The following is a 14,534-nucleotide window of genomic DNA, read 5'->3' on the forward strand; positions in this document are numbered from 1 at the left end:
ACCGGGCGCCCAGCACCGAACGCACAGCCGATGACCGAGCACGACCCCGACGACCGAGTACCGATTGAGGAGCGGCACGTGAGCGAGAGCAGCGCGGAGGCTGTCGCGGAAGCGGCCACGGCGGCCGCCTCGGCCGCCGGCAGCTGGCGCCGCGCCGGGCTGTTGGGGACCGCGATAGGCGTGATCGCCGCGGGTGCCGCAGCCGGCGTCGCCGTCGAGCGGATGACCGTCGGCCGCGGGATGCGGCAGAAGGCCCGGCTCGCCCTGGATTCCACCGGACCCTACGGCACGCTGCGCGGCAAGCCGGGCAAGGCGTACGCGGACGACGGCACCGAGCTGTACTACGAGATCGACGAGATCGAGCCGGACGGCGGGACGGCGCCGCGCCGCCTGAGGCTGTTCGGCCGCAAGGCCCCCGCGCCCGTCACCGTCGTCTTCTGCCACGGCTACTGCCTCAACCAGGACTCCTGGCACTTCCAACGGGCCGCGCTCCGCGGGGTCGTGCGGACGGTGCACTGGGACCAGCGCAGCCACGGCCGCTCCGGGCGCGGCGTCGCGCAGGCGGCGACGGCCGAAGGGGACGGCGTGCCGGTCTCCATCGACCAGCTGGGCCGTGACCTGAAGGCCGTCATAGACGCGGCCGCTCCCGAGGGCCGGCTGGTGCTCGTCGGGCACTCGATGGGCGGCATGACGATCATGGCGCTGGCCGGCCACTACCCCGAGCTGATACGCGACCGTGTCGTCGGCGCGGCCCTCGTCGGTACGTCGTCCGGGCGGCTCGGCGAGGTCAACTACGGTCTGCCGGTCGCGGGTGTCAACGCGATCCGGCGCTTCCTGCCCGGCGTACTGAAGGCACTGGGCCAGCAGGCCGAACTGGTGGAGCGGGGGCGGCGCGCGACGGCCGACCTGTTCGCGGGGATCATCAAGCGCTACTCGTTCGCCTCCAAGGATGTCGACCCGGCGGTCGCGCGGTTCGCCGAGCGGATGATCGAAGGGACGCCGATCGACGTGGTCGCCGAGTTCTACCCGGCGTTCAACGAGCACGACAAGACCGAGGCGCTCAGGCGGTTCGCCGACATACCCGTCCTGGTTCTGGCCGGAGACCAGGACCTGGTCACGCCCAGCGAGCACAGCGAGGCCATCGCGGACCTGCTGCCCGACGCCGAGCTGGTCCTCGTACCGGACGCGGGGCACCTGGTGATGCTGGAGCACCCCGAGGTGGTCACGGACCGCCTCGCGGACCTGCTCGCCAGGGCCGGGGCCGTCCCCGCAGGGGCTAACGTGGGGGCCTATGGAAGCACCGCACAATCCGGCGACTGAACCGGCCGAGCCGGTCGACCGCACCAGCACCCCCACCACCGTGGGTATCACCGTCACCTCGCCCGAGCAGATGAAGGAGCTGGGCCGCCGCCTGGCCAAGCTGCTGCGCGCCGGCGATCTCGTGATGCTCACCGGCGAGCTGGGGGCGGGCAAGACGACGCTGACCCGCGGGCTCGGCGAGGGCCTGGACGTGCGCGGCGCGGTCACCTCCCCGACCTTCGTCATCGCCCGTGTCCACCCGTCGCTCGGCGACGGTCCGCCGCTGGTGCACGTGGACGCGTACCGGCTGGGCGGAGGGCTCGACGAGATGGAGGACCTCGACCTCGACGTGTCGCTGCCCGACTCCGTGATGGTCGTGGAGTGGGGCGAGGGCAAGGTCGAGGGCCTCTCGGACGACCGGCTGCAGGTCCTCATCCACCGGGCCACCGGGGACACCACGGACGAGGTGCGCGAGGTCACGCTCACCGGGTACGGCGAGCGGTGGGCGGCGACGGACCTGGCGGTGCTGGCCGCCTGACCGGGGGATTCCCGAAGATTCACCCGAAGGTACCGACAGGCCGTCGGGAAGATATTGCGCGGTGCGGGGTGTGCGTGTTCACATGGACCCGTACTGGTTAGGCCTGCCTAACCACGGCTGCTCCCGGAGTCCCAGGAGGCGTCCATGTCGGCTTCTGAACGTGACGTGCCGGCTGCCGGGCGGTCGGCGGATCGGCCGGTCGCCGCTCCTCCGGCGGCCGGAGGGCCCACTGCGTCTCCGGCTCCGCCGTCGATGGGGGAGCTGCTTGCGGCCTGTGCGGCGGCCGCCGCGGTTTCCACGCCGCCTTGGGCGCCCCATCCGGTGGGGCGGCGCACCTGATGTGAAGGCCGCCGTGCGACGTGGGCTGTGCCCACCCCGGTTACGGCACCACTACGACCTTCGTGCCCACCGTCGCGAACGTCCACATCGCGTTGCCGTCCTCGCGGGTCTCGCGGATGCCGCCCGTCTGCTTCGTCTGGTCGGGCTTCGCGGTCGAGCCGTTGACGGCCGCGCTGAAGCCGATCACCACGCCGTCGACGTCGGCGAACCGCACCACGTGCTCGATCGGCACGCCGTCCGAGCCCATCACCGTGCTGGAGCGCGATGTGACGGTGTAGGTGCCCACGTCCGGGTCGACCGTGCTCGGCGTGACCTCGAACGTCCGCTTCGTCTCGCCGTCCGCTTCGACCAGCCAGACGCGGTGGTCCTCCAGCGAGTAGACGACCCGCTCACCGGTACCGGACTCGTCCGGAGGGGTCGTCGGCTCCTTCTTCTCGGCGCTCTGCGTGGGGGACTGCGACACGGTGGGGGACGCGGATGGTTCGGCCTTGCCGAGGGTGTCCGGCACGTTGGCGGCGGCCTGGACGGCGAGGAAGCCGACCACGGCGATGGCCGCAGCGGTGAGCCCGGCCACGAATCCCGAGCTGCTCCTTGCCACCAGTGCCACCTCTCGTACGTACGCGCGTCCTGGAACCCCTGACGGTGACGGTAGCAGCAGGTGTGCGGCACACCTGGGCGGCCGTGCCCCGGGCGGCCAAGCCGTAGGCTGTTTGCGTGCTCTTGCTCGCTCTGGATACCGCCACCCCCGCCGTCACCGTCGCGCTGCACGACGGAGAGTCAGTCGTCGCATCGTCGAGTCAGGTGGACGCCCGCCGCCACGGCGAGCTGCTCCTGCCGGCCGTCGACCGTGTGCTGGCCGAGGCCGGGTGCAAGCTCGACGCGGTCACCGGCATCGTCGTCGGCGTCGGGCCGGGACCGTACACCGGGCTGCGCGTCGGCCTGATGACCGCCGACACGTTCGGCCTGGTGCTCGGCGTGCCCGTGCACGGCCTGTGCACGCTCGACGCCCTTGCGTACGCCTCGTGCATCGAGGGCCCCTTCGTCGCGGCGACGGACGCCCGGCGCAAGGAGGTCTACTGGGCCCGGTACGCGGACCGGCGCACCCGCGTCACGGAGCCCGCCGTGGACCGGCCCGCCGACATCGCCGAGCAGGTCGCCGGGCTGCCGGCGGTCGGCGCGGGCGCGCGGCTCTACCCGGACATGTTCCCGAACGCGCACGAGCCGGAGAACGTGTCCGCGGCCGCACTCGCCTCGCTGGCGGTGGAGAAACTGCAGGCGGGCGAGGAACTGGCCGCGCCCCGGCCGCTGTACCTGCGCCGCCCGGATGCTCAGGTGCCCAAGAACTACAAGGTGGTCACCCCGAAGTGACAGCTGTGGAACTGCGCGAGATGCGCTGGTGGGACATCGATCCCGTGCTGGAGCTCGAGCGCGAACTGTTTCCCGACGACGCCTGGTCGCGAGGCATGTTCTGGTCGGAGCTCGCCCATGCGCGCGGCCAGGGCGCGACCCGCTGCTATGTCGTGGCCGAGGACGGCGAACGGCTCGTCGGTTACGCGGGACTATCGGTCACCGGATCGGGTGACGAGGAGAGTTCCGCGGTGGTGGGTGACGTACAGACCATCGCCGTGGCCCGCGACCAGTGGGGCACCGGGCTCGGCGGACGGCTGCTCACCGAGCTGCTGCGGGCCGCGACCGCCTTCGAGTGCGTCGAGGTGCTGCTCGAATGCCGCGTCGACAACCTCCGCGCCCAGAAGCTCTACGAGCGGTTCGGCTTCGAACCCATCGGCTTCCGGCGCGGCTACTACCAGCCGGGGAACGTCGATGCCGTGGTCATGCGGCTGACGGGCCCCTCCGGACCGTCCCCGGCCGGCCCCTCCGCTTCCGGCACAGACCATCCCTCCACCTCCGTGAACGGCGTACAAGGAAACCGGATCCATGGCTGACTCAGGCGATGCCCCTCTCGTACTCGGCATCGAGACCTCCTGTGACGAGACCGGCGTCGGCATCGTCCACGGCACCACGCTGCTCGCGGACGCCGTCGCGTCGAGCGTCGACGAGCACGCCCGCTTCGGCGGCGTCGTGCCGGAGGTCGCGAGCCGCGCGCACCTGGAGGCGATGGTGCCGACCATCGAGCGCGCGCTGAAGGAGGCCGGGGTCGCGGCCACCGACCTGGACGGCATCGCGGTGACCGCCGGGCCCGGGCTCGCGGGCGCGCTGCTGGTCGGCGTCTCGGCCGCGAAGGCGTACGCGTACGCGCTGGGCAAGCCGCTCTACGGCGTGAACCATCTGGCGTCGCACATCTGCGTGGACCAGCTGGAGCACGGCGCGCTGCCCGAGCCCACGATGGCGCTGCTCGTCTCCGGCGGGCACTCGTCGCTGCTGCTGTCCACGGACATCACCTCGGACGTACGGCCGATGGGCGCGACCATCGACGACGCGGCGGGCGAGGCCTTCGACAAGATCGCGCGCGTACTGAACCTGGGCTTCCCGGGCGGTCCGGTCATCGACCGTTACGCGAAGGAGGGCGACCCGGAGGCGATCGCGTTCCCGCGCGGCCTCACCGGTCCGCGCGACCCCGCGTACGACTTCTCCTTCTCCGGGCTGAAGACGGCCGTCGCCCGCTGGATCGAGGCGAAGCGGGCTCTGGGCGAGGAGGTGCCGGTGCGTGATGTCGCGGCGTCCTTCCAGGAGGCCGTCGTGGACGTGCTGACCCGGAAGGCCGTACGGGCCTGCAAGGACGAGGGCGTCGACCACCTCATGATCGGTGGCGGTGTGGCGGCCAACTCCCGGCTGCGGGTGCTCGCTCAGGAGCGCTGCGAGGCCGCCGGTATCCGGCTGCGGGTGCCGCGGCCCAAGCTGTGCACCGACAACGGCGCGATGGTCGCGGCGCTCGGCGCGGAGATGGTGGCGCGCGGGCGCGCGGCGTCGGACTGGGACCTGTCCGCCGACTCGTCGCTGCCGGTGACGGACCCTCATGTGCCCGGCACGTCCCAGGGCCACGGGCACCGCCATGACCACGACCATGTGCACGAGGTCGCGAAGGACAACCTGTACTCATGACGGTCGCGTTAATGTGGGAGGCGCGGGCGGTCGAGGGCCGGGGCGAGGAACTTCTCGCCTGGGCGCGGGCACAGGAGCTGTCGGAACGGCCCCTGCGCCGGGAGACCTTCCGCGCGCCCTCGGACCGGGTCCTGGTCATCACCTGGTGGGACGCTGAGTACGACGCCGAGCTGCCTGAACTGCCCGAGCCGGAGGGGGCGTTGGTGACGCGGGCGGTGCACCGGTGGCGGTTCGAGTCGGTGTGTGAAGAGGCGCGGTCCGCCTGAGAATTCTCAATGAAGTCTGAGAGTTTCCGAAGGAAACCGGGGAAGCGGTATCCGCTGAAATAATTCGGACTTACGTTCTTGCGCGTGACCGAAGAAAGAGGCCCCGGAAGCCGCGACGGCGCAGACCGTGACGGTGCGAACGGCGACGGCGAGAACCGCGACGCGGACGGCAAGAGACGCAGCCGGCGGTCCCGTGCGCTCAGGACCGCCGGAGTCACGCTCGGCTGCCTCCTCCTGCTCAGCGGCGCCGGGGCGGGCTGGGTCTACTGGAAACTGGACAACAACATCCAGAGTGTGGACATAGACGGCGCTCTCGGCGACGACCGGCCGCAGAAGGCGGCGGCGGTGTCGACCCCGTCCCCGACCGCGTCGGCCTCCGACTCCGCGTCGCCTTCCCCGTATCCGTCCGTGTCGGCCGTCCCCGCCGGAGCGCTGAACATCCTTGTGCTGGGCTCGGATTCGCGCAGCGGGAAGCGGAACTCCGAACTCGGCGGCGGCAACAGCTCCGGCGCCCGCTCCGACACGGCGATGATCGTCCACATCGACGCGGACCGCACCGAGGCGACGGTCGTCAGCATCCCGCGCGACACGCTCGTCACGCGCCCGTCGTGCCCCACGTCGTCGGGAGGCAGCACGGCGGTCGCGTACAACGCGATGTTCAACAGCGCGTACTCCGTGGGCGGTGCGGTGTGCGCTGTCAAGACGGTGGAGCAGCTCACCGACGTGCGCATGGACCACTACATCGAGATCGACTTCGGGGGCTTCGCGGACCTGGTGGACGCACTCGGCGGGGTGACGGTCACCACGGACGAGGACATCAACGACGACAAGAGCCACCTCCACCTCGACGCCGGCACGCACCACCTCGACGGCACCAAGGCCCTTGCACTGGCCCGGACCCGGCACGGCATAGGGGACGGCAGCGACCTCGGGCGCATCGGCCTCCAGCAGAAGCTGATCAAGGCGATGCTCGAGGAGGCGACATCGACCGACCTGCTCACCAGTCCGACCCGTCTGTACGACGTGGCCGACGCCGTCACGGGAAGTCTGACGACGGACACGGGCCTCGACTCGCTCGGCGAGCTGATGGGCCTGGCGGACGCGCTCAGCGGCATCTCGGCGGACGATCTGAAGACGGTCATGATGCCGGTCGTGACGGCTCCCTCCGATCCCAACCGGGTGGTGGCGGACGAGCCGGAGGCGAGCGAGCTGTGGGCGTCGCTGCGCTGAGGCCGTAGGGGCCGCTGTCGGCCCGTCCGCGGAATTCCTCGGAAGAATTTCCCGGACCGTGTCGATTCGCGTGTCTCCCGATCGACATACGGGTGAGAGGCGGGAAGAGACCCGCCGTACGACGGTAGGCCGACCGGGCAGGAGCCCGGGGCCGCCGTCCGATCCGATGGGAGACGATCATGCCGCGTTATCTGTCGATGATCCGTGTCGACGAGAGCAGCGCGCCCGCCGAGGGCCCGAGCAAAGCGCTCATGCAGCGCATGGGCGAGCTGATCGAGGAGATGACGAAGGCCGGGGTGCTCCTCGACACCGCGGGCCTCAGGCCGACCGCGGAGGGCACCCGGGTGCACTGGGAGGGCGGGCAGCTGTCCGTCACCGACGGGCCGTTCACCGAGTCCAAGGAGGTCATCGGGGGCTACGCGATGCTCCAGGCCAAGGACATGGCGGAGGCCGTCGAGTGGACCAGGCGCTTCCTGCAGATCCACGAGGAGCACTGGACGGTGACCTGCGAGGTCCGGGAGGTCGTGGAGGGCTGACGAACGGTGGCGGGCCGGGAACGCCGGCAGCCGCGTGCCAGGCGCTACGCGGCTGCCGCCGGGCGCCCGACCAGCATGGTCGGGGCCCCGGCCACCCGTGTGAGGAAGACCGTCGCCGAGTTCGGCCCCTGCGGCCTCACCTTCCGCCGCAACTCCTCCGGTTCGACGGCGGACCCCCGCTTCTTGACGGTCAGGATCCCGACCCCGCGTTCCCGCAACAGCGCCTTCAGCCGCTTCACGTTGAAGGGCAGCTGGTCGGTGATCTCGTAGGCGGTGGCGTACGGGGTGGGGAGCAGTTCGTCCGCGGTGACGTACGCGATGGTCTCGTCGATGAGCCCACCGCCGACGTCCTCGGCGACCTCGGCGACCAGATGCGCGCGGATGACGGCGCCGTCCGGCTCGTAGAGATAACGGCCGACGGGCCGCACCTCCGGATCGGGCAGCCCGCGGCCCGCCAGCCCGCGCGGGCCGGGCAGCAGGGTCGCCCGGACCGTGCCGGGCTCCGTGCCGAACCACAGCACCGCCTCCTTCACGTCCCCGCCGTCCGAGATCCACTCCGCCTCGGCGTCTTCGGGGATCGTCTCGTGGGGGATGCCCGGCGCGATCTTCAGTGCGGCGCGGGGCGCTGTGCGGGCCGCACCGATGGCCCAGGAGAGCGGCGGCGAGTACGCCTCGGGGTCGAACACCCGGCCGCGTCCGCCGCGTCGCGCAGGATCGACGAACACCGCGTCGTACGACCCGGTCTCCACCTCCGTGACATCGGCCTCCCGCACCTCGATCAACTCGTCGAGGCCGAGCGCCTCGGCATTCGCCCGGGCGACCGCGCACGTCAGCGGGTCCCGGTCGACGGCCAGTACCGAGATGCCCGCGCGGGCCAGCGCGATCGCGTCGCCTCCGATCCCGCAGCACAGGTCGGCGACGCTGCGGACGCCGAGCGCGGCGAACCGGCCGGCGCGGTACGCAGCGACCGATGCGCGGGTCGACTGCTCCACGCCGTTCGGCGTGAAGAACATCCGTCCGGCGTCCGCCGCGCCGAATTTCGCCGCGGCCCGCTGCCGCAGCCGCGCCTGCCCGATGGCCGCCGAGACCAGCGCGGCGGTGTGCTCACGGCGCAGCCGCGTGGCCACGGCCAGCTCCTGCGCCGGGTCGATGCCGCGCACCTCGTCGAGGAGGGCGCGGCCCTCGTCGGAGAGCAGCGCGAAGAAGGCGGACACGGAATCTGCGGAGGCGGCGGGAGCACGGTCGTTCACCGGCCCATTGTCGGCCAGCCGGTGGACGGCGCGCGCCCGGCGGCGGTGTCGTCCCGTTCCGGGGGGACGGCGCTGACAAGATGCGACGCCATGCGTCAAATGCGACAAACGGACAAGATTCCTCGATGCGCCCGATGTCGGAGGACATACCCCGGACGCCCGAGGTCCGGGCGAGCGGAGGCTGCTGAGCGAGGAGACGCCAAGCGGCAGGCGGAGGACGCTGATCGGGCGCCGGCGGTTGGGCCGGAGCGGCCTGTCGGCCCGGTGAAGGGCGCTGGGCGAGTGGAGCCCGTTGGGCCGGAGAACCCCGCCGGAGGGCAGAATCCCGCCGGGCGGGAGACGGCCGCTGGTTCGGGGCCGGCCGCTCGACCGGGGCGCCCTGCTGATCGGATGCAGGCCGCTGGTGCGAGGCACGCCGCTGGTCACGTGCAGGCCACTGGGCGGAGGCAGGCCGCAGGGCGCATGCAGAACTCTGGGCAGGGACAGCCTGTCGGGCGGGCGAAGACACCCGGGCTGCTCCAGCCCACTGGGCCGGAGCAGCCCGCCGGGCGGCAGTACGCCGCCGAGTGCGCGAGGGCCGCCGGGCTGGAAGAGGCCGCCGAGCCTGGGAGCGCCGCTCTCTGTGTGGGCGTCGCTCCATGTGCGAGGGCCGCTGGGCGTCAGACGCCCAGCGGGCAGCGGGAGAGTGTCGCTGGGGCGCGGCAGGCGGCGCGGCCGGGGAAAGGCGCGGCGCGGCCCGGGAAGGGTCGGGGCGCGCAGGTCCTGGAGTGGCTGCCGCGGAGCACGAGCGGCCGGGTCGGGCAAGGGTCGTTGCCACGGCCCTCGCGGCGTACGCGACTTCGGCGAGCCCCGCTTCGGGTCTGCCTCGCCGTCATCGCCGTCGCCGCCGTCGCCTCGGGCTGCGGCGACTCCGGCTCGGTCTCCCGTACCGACTCGGGGGCCGTCTCCCGCCCGGGCCCCGGCCCCGGTCCCTTTCCCGGCCCGCCCGGGCGCCTCCAGGCCCCACCCGCCCGCGCCCTCGACGACTACGCGCAGCGGCTGATCGACTCGCAGGCCGCCCGGGTCGCCGCCGCGAAGCGCTGGGGCCTGGCCAGATCTCCGCTGCAGGCCCCCGCCCCGCCCGAGGTCAAGCCGGAGATCGAGACCCGTGAGGGCTTCGAGGTCACGGACGGCGAGGGCCTCGGCCTGCCGCCCGTCTTCACGACCGTCCCCACGACGGACAAGGTCGTCTTCCTCACCATCGACGACGGCGCCGAGAAGGACCCGTCGCTGCTGAGGATGATGAACGACCTGAAGATCCCGTACAGCGCCTTCCTCAGCGACTACCTGGTGAACGAGGACTACGGCTACTTCAAGAAGATGCAGAAGCTCGGCGTCACGCTGAACAACCACACCCTCGACCACCCCTACCTGCCCGGCCTTTCGTACGACGAGCAGCGGCGCGAGATCTGCGGCATGCAGGACATCATGGGGAAGGAGTTCGGCAGGCGCCCCACCGTCTTCCGCCCGCCCTACGGCAACTACAACCGGGACACGCTGCGCGCCGCCAAGTCCTGCGGCATCAAGGCCGTTCCGCTGTGGAACGCCGAGGCCTTCCCGGACCACATGGAGTGGCGGGAGGGGGACCAGGACCTCCACCCCGGCGACATCATCCTCACCCACTTCCGGGGCCGTGAGGACTGGAACGGCACGATGCCCGACCTGATCCGGTACGTCATGAAGGTGATCACCGCCAAGGGATATGCCGTGGCGAGGCTGGAGGACTACCTCTGACGGGAGCTGCGCCGGCCTCGGGCACCGGATTCGTACGGCTGTCCCGTCACCACTTCGTGAGGGCGATTCGCGGTGTTGTCTGCGCCGCGTTGGCACTCCGCTTGACCGAGTGCTAATCGCGGTCATAGTCTCGGCTCTGGCACTCCCCCCTGGAGAGTGCCAGACGCGACGGGCAGGTCCGGCACCCGCGACGACGGATCGACCTGGTCGCCACCTCAGACAGTTAACCCCGTGAGATCTCCGAAGGGGGAGGTCGGATCGTGACGACCGCCAGCTCCAAGGTTGCCATCAAGCCGCTCGAGGACCGCATCGTGGTCCAGCCGCTGGACGCCGAGCAGACCACGGCCTCTGGCCTGGTCATCCCGGACACCGCGAAGGAGAAGCCCCAGGAGGGCGTCGTCCTTGCCGTGGGCCCGGGCCGCTTCGAGAACGGCGAGCGCCTGCCGCTCGACGTGAAGACCGGCGACATCGTGCTGTACAGCAAGTACGGCGGCACCGAGGTGAAGTACAACGGCGAGGAGTACCTCGTCCTCTCGGCGCGCGACGTGCTCGCGATCATCGAGAAGTAGTTCACCCGCTTTGCTTTTTGAGCTGCGCCCCTGGCCACCCCGCTGAAGCCGGGCGGCGAGGGGCGCAGTTCTTTCATACGAGTTCCGAGAGGGCTGAAACGCTCCCATGGCGAAGATCCTGAAGTTCGACGAGGACGCCCGTCGCGCCCTCGAGCGCGGCGTCAACAAGCTTGCCGACACGGTCAAGGTGACGATCGGCCCCAAGGGCCGCAACGTCGTCATCGACAAGAAGTTCGGTGCGCCCACCATCACCAACGACGGTGTCACGATCGCCCGTGAGGTCGAGATCGACGACCCGTACGAGAACCTCGGCGCGCAGCTGGTGAAGGAGGTGGCGACCAAGACCAACGACATCGCGGGTGACGGCACCACCACCGCCACCGTGCTGGCCCAGGCCCTGGTCAAGGAGGGCCTGCGCAACGTCGCCGCCGGCGCCTCCCCGGCCGCCCTGAAGAAGGGCATCGACGCCGCCGTCGCCGCCGTCTCCGACGAGCTGCTCGCGACCGCGCGCCCGATCGACGAGAAGTCCGACATCGCCGCCGTCGCCGCGCTGTCCGCCCAGGACCAGCAGGTCGGCGAGCTCATCGCCGAGGCGATGGACAAGGTGGGCAAGGACGGTGTCATCACCGTCGAGGAGTCCAACACCTTCGGCCTGGAGCTGGACTTCACCGAGGGCATGGCCTTCGACAAGGGCTACCTGTCGCCGTACTTCGTGACGGACCAGGAGCGCATGGAGGCCGTCCTGGAGGACCCGTACATCCTCATCAACCAGGGCAAGATCTCCTCCATCCAGGACCTGCTGCCGCTGCTCGAGAAGGTCATCCAGGCGGGTGCCTCCAAGCCGCTGCTGATCATCGCCGAGGACGTCGAGGGCGAGGCCCTGTCCACCCTCGTCGTGAACAAGATCCGCGGCACGTTCAACGCCGTCGCGGTGAAGGCCCCCGGCTTCGGCGACCGCCGCAAGGCGATGCTGCAGGACATCGCGATCCTCACCGGCGGCCAGGTCATCGCCGAGGAGGTCGGCCTCAAGCTCGACCAGGTCGGCCTCGAGGTGCTCGGCAGCGCCCGCCGCGTGACCGTCACCAAGGACGACACCACCATCGTCGACGGTGGCGGCAAGTCCGAGGACGTCGCGGGCCGCGTCGCCCAGATCAAGGCCGAGATCGAGAACACCGACTCCGACTGGGACCGCGAGAAGCTCCAGGAGCGCCTCGCGAAGCTGGCCGGCGGCGTGTGCGTGATCAAGGTCGGCGCCGCCACCGAGGTGGAGCTGAAGGAGAAGAAGCACCGTCTGGAGGACGCCATCTCCGCGACCCGCGCCGCGGTCGAGGAGGGCATCGTCTCCGGTGGTGGCTCCGCGCTCGTCCACGCCGTGAAGGTGCTCGAGGGCAACCTCGGCAAGACCGGCGACGAGGCCACCGGTGTCTCCGTCGTCCGCCGCGCCGCCGTCGAGCCGCTGCGCTGGATCGCCGAGAACGCCGGCCTCGAGGGCTACGTCATCGTCTCCAAGGTGGCCGAGCTCGAGAAGGGCCAGGGCTACAACGCCGCCACCGGCGAGTACGGCGACCTGGTGAAGTCCGGCGTCATCGACCCGGTCAAGGTCACCCGCTCCGCCCTGGAGAACGCCGCGTCCATCGCGTCGCTGCTGCTCACGACCGAGACCCTGGTCGTCGAGAAGCCGGCCGAGGAGGAGGCCGAGGCCGGTCACGGTCACGGCCACGGGCACGCGCACTGACGTCCTGCGGCCGCGCTGACGTCCTGTCGGCGCACGTCGGCTGAACGACGGAGGAAGGTCCCCGTTCCCTCAGGGAGCGGGGACCTTCCCTCTTTTCTGGTGCGCTACATCTCCAGTGCCTCCAGCTGCCCCATCAGGCCCAGCCTGTCGTACTGCCACCAGCCCTCGACGATCTTGCCGTCCTCGCGGCACCGGTGGACGGTGGTCCCGGCCATGGTGACCTGCTTGTTGCTGGCCGGAATCCCCATGAACTCACCGCTGTGGGTGGCGTTCCAGGTCCAGCGGGTGCAGACCCTGTCGCCCTCGGCGAGCTGGTCGTCGATGGTGAACGCGAAATCGAAACCGGCGCGCCACATCTCTATCTCGCGGCGCATCGCGTCCATCCCGATGTTGTCCGGGTCGTTGGCCGGATCGTGGTCGTGGTAGTTCTCCGCCAGGAACCCGTCGAGCGGCGGAAGGTCGCCCTCGGCGGCGACCGTCTCGAAGAACCTCCGGCAGGTGTCCTTGTAGAGCTGCTCGTCGCGGACGATGTCCAGATCCGTGAACGTCGGCATCTCGTCGCAGAGGGCCACCATCTCCCGGAAGATCCGGTCGGTCTCCGGGAGGTTCGAGTTCCTCATCGCGTCCTCGTACGAGGGGAACTCGACTATCTCGATGAAGTGGGAGTCGTCGGACCGGTCCTTGCCGATGACGCTGTGCGAGGCGGTCCTCTTGCCCTTGGTCTGCTCGACCCATGTGTCCATGAGCCGGTTCATCTCGTCGAATCTGCTCGTCTTGCAGTCAATGAGCTGGACGAACGTCATGGCGCCTCCCGAAGTGCTCGGACCTGGTGAGATGCCACCATTTTAGTGAAAAATCCGTTTCATCCGATTCAATGAAGCCCGAGGAGGTCCGGCTTCCCCGAGGTCACCGGGAGGTCACCGGGGTCCGTACTTCCGCCCCGTCTTCGACGAGATCCCGCCGACCAGGGACCGCGGCGTCACCTTCACCAGGCCCATCAGCGCCTTGTACCGAGGGTCCGGAATCGACAGCGTCCTGCCGCGCGACAGATCGGCCAGCGCCGCCGTGACCAGCTTGTCCGCGTCGAGCCACATCCACTTGGGAATGTTGTCCGTCGCCATCCCGGCGCGCTGGTGGAACTCGGTCCGTACGAAGCCGGGGCACAGCGCCATCAGCCGTACGCCCGATCCGGCCAGGTCCTTCGCCGCACCCTGCGTGAACTGCACGACCCACGCCTTAGACGCGCCGTACGTCCCGCGCGGCACGAAGGCCGCCACCGAGGCGACATTGATCACGGCTCCGCGGCCGCGCTCCCGCATCGTCTCCGCCGCCGCCGACGTCAGCCGGAGCACCGCCTCGCAGTGCACCTTGAGCATGGTCAGCTCGTCGGCCATGGAGACCTCCAGATACCGGCCCTTGTTGCCGAAGCCCGCGTTGTTGACCAGCAGGTCGACCGGGTTCCTGCGGTCCTTCAGGCGTGCGGCGACCGCCTCGATGCCGTCCTCCGTCGCGAGGTCCGCCGTCAGCACCTCCGCCTCGATGCCGTGCCGGTCGTGCAGCTCGGTGGCCTGTTCGCGCAGCCGCTTGGTGTCGCGCGCCACCAGGACCAGGTCGCGGCCGTCTGCGGCGAGCCGCCGCGCGAAGGCGGCACCGATGCCCGCCGTGGATCCCGTAATCAGAGCCGTTGTCATGGATCAAGGCTAATCAACTGCCCGTTTCCGCGCCCTGGCCCGTCCGCCCGCCGGCACATGGCAGGCGGATCCGCCGTACGCGTGACAAGGGTCGTACGAGTGACCAGGTCCCGCATGACTGACAGGCTGTCAGAGGCTGTTCCTCGCCACGTCGTCACGTGCATCCCTGAGCACCCCGGCGTGCGGCCTCTCCGCCGCCGCAAGCAGCCGCGGCAACAGCGTCCCTAAAGCGTCCACTCACTATTCGC

At 70.5% G+C, this 14,534-nt stretch carries 15 protein-coding genes; 11 read left to right on the plus strand and 4 right to left on the minus strand.

The annotated features are described in order from the left end of the window. Positions 1 to 78: 78 nt before the first annotated feature. Positions 79 to 1,320, plus strand: coding sequence for an alpha/beta fold hydrolase (locus ACWD4J_RS25930; RefSeq protein ID WP_451397815.1), 1,242 nt, complete (start codon positions 79 to 81; stop codon positions 1,318 to 1,320). Further along, positions 1,292 to 1,837, plus strand: a complete 546-nt coding sequence (gene tsaE / locus ACWD4J_RS25935; protein ID WP_451397816.1) for a tRNA (adenosine(37)-N6)-threonylcarbamoyltransferase complex ATPase subunit type 1 TsaE — start codon at positions 1,292 to 1,294, stop codon at positions 1,835 to 1,837. Before ACWD4J_RS25930 ends, tsaE begins: the two co-directional genes overlap by 29 nt. Positions 1,838 to 2,216: 379 nt before the next feature. Here the strand turns inward: tsaE and ACWD4J_RS25940 are convergent, their stop codons facing one another. After that, the gene (locus tag ACWD4J_RS25940) at positions 2,217 to 2,774 is read right to left on the minus strand and encodes a L,D-transpeptidase (RefSeq protein WP_451397817.1); all 558 of its coding nucleotides are present in this window, start codon (positions 2,772 to 2,774) and stop codon (positions 2,217 to 2,219) included. A 116-nt stretch (positions 2,775 to 2,890) separates the two neighbouring features. Here ACWD4J_RS25940 and tsaB point away from each other — a divergent pair, with 116 nt between their 5' ends. The 6 genes from tsaB to ACWD4J_RS25970 all read left to right on the plus strand — a co-directional run bounded on the left by tsaB (position 2,891) and on the right by ACWD4J_RS25970 (position 7,268). After that, on the plus strand, positions 2,891 to 3,544 hold the full coding sequence (gene tsaB, locus ACWD4J_RS25945) for a tRNA (adenosine(37)-N6)-threonylcarbamoyltransferase complex dimerization subunit type 1 TsaB (RefSeq protein WP_451397818.1): 654 nt from the start codon (positions 2,891 to 2,893) through the stop codon (positions 3,542 to 3,544). Between the two features lie 20 nt (positions 3,545 to 3,564). Continuing rightward, positions 3,565 to 4,119, plus strand: coding sequence for a ribosomal protein S18-alanine N-acetyltransferase (gene rimI, locus ACWD4J_RS25950; RefSeq protein ID WP_451397865.1), 555 nt, complete (start codon positions 3,565 to 3,567; stop codon positions 4,117 to 4,119). Continuing rightward, complete coding sequence (tsaD, locus tag ACWD4J_RS25955) at positions 4,112 to 5,236, plus strand: tRNA (adenosine(37)-N6)-threonylcarbamoyltransferase complex transferase subunit TsaD (RefSeq protein ID WP_451397819.1); 1,125 nt, start codon at positions 4,112 to 4,114, stop codon at positions 5,234 to 5,236. The genes rimI and tsaD overlap by 8 nt, the downstream gene beginning before the upstream one ends. Beyond that, positions 5,233 to 5,502 (plus strand): hypothetical protein, encoded by a 270-nt coding sequence (locus ACWD4J_RS25960; RefSeq protein WP_451397820.1) that lies wholly within the window; start codon positions 5,233 to 5,235, stop codon positions 5,500 to 5,502. The genes tsaD and ACWD4J_RS25960 overlap by 4 nt, the downstream gene beginning before the upstream one ends. Positions 5,503 to 5,586: 84 nt before the next feature. Further along, positions 5,587 to 6,732 carry an LCP family protein gene (locus ACWD4J_RS25965; protein WP_451397821.1) on the plus strand — a complete coding sequence of 382 codons (1,146 nt, stop codon included), beginning with the start codon at positions 5,587 to 5,589 and terminating at the stop codon, positions 6,730 to 6,732. A gap of 179 nt (positions 6,733 to 6,911) precedes the next feature. Further along, on the plus strand, positions 6,912 to 7,268 hold the full coding sequence (locus ACWD4J_RS25970) for a YciI family protein (protein WP_451397822.1): 357 nt from the start codon (positions 6,912 to 6,914) through the stop codon (positions 7,266 to 7,268). A gap of 44 nt (positions 7,269 to 7,312) precedes the next feature. Here ACWD4J_RS25970 and ACWD4J_RS25975 read toward each other — a convergent pair whose 3' ends face one another. After that, positions 7,313 to 8,518: a class I SAM-dependent methyltransferase gene (locus ACWD4J_RS25975; RefSeq protein WP_451397823.1), complete on the minus strand. Its 1,206-nt coding sequence runs from the start codon at positions 8,516 to 8,518 to the stop codon at positions 7,313 to 7,315. 810 nt (positions 8,519 to 9,328) lie between these two features. On the opposite strand from ACWD4J_RS25975, the gene ACWD4J_RS25980 reads away from it, so the two are divergent. The 3 genes from ACWD4J_RS25980 (at position 9,329) to groL (ending at position 12,595) form a co-directional block, all read left to right on the plus strand. Further along, positions 9,329 to 10,291, plus strand: coding sequence for a polysaccharide deacetylase family protein (locus tag ACWD4J_RS25980; RefSeq protein WP_451397824.1), 963 nt, complete (start codon positions 9,329 to 9,331; stop codon positions 10,289 to 10,291). A 260-nt stretch (positions 10,292 to 10,551) separates the two neighbouring features. Continuing rightward, a complete protein-coding gene (gene groES, locus ACWD4J_RS25985; protein WP_055493212.1) occupies positions 10,552 to 10,860 on the plus strand; it encodes a co-chaperone GroES in 309 nt (102 codons plus the stop codon). 106 nt (positions 10,861 to 10,966) lie between these two features. Then, positions 10,967 to 12,595 (plus strand): chaperonin GroEL, encoded by a 1,629-nt coding sequence (gene groL, locus ACWD4J_RS25990; RefSeq protein ID WP_451397825.1) that lies wholly within the window; start codon positions 10,967 to 10,969, stop codon positions 12,593 to 12,595. A 104-nt stretch (positions 12,596 to 12,699) separates the two neighbouring features. On the opposite strand, the gene ACWD4J_RS25995 is transcribed toward groL, so the two are convergent. Beyond that, positions 12,700 to 13,398 carry an ester cyclase gene (locus ACWD4J_RS25995; protein ID WP_451397826.1) on the minus strand — a complete coding sequence of 233 codons (699 nt, stop codon included), beginning with the start codon at positions 13,396 to 13,398 and terminating at the stop codon, positions 12,700 to 12,702. 114 nt (positions 13,399 to 13,512) lie between these two features. After that, positions 13,513 to 14,286, minus strand: coding sequence for an SDR family NAD(P)-dependent oxidoreductase (locus ACWD4J_RS26000; protein ID WP_451397827.1), 774 nt, complete (start codon positions 14,284 to 14,286; stop codon positions 13,513 to 13,515). Positions 14,287 to 14,534 lie beyond the last annotated feature (248 nt).

The sequence above is a fragment of the Streptomyces sp. NPDC002577 genome, from assembly GCF_053594815.1.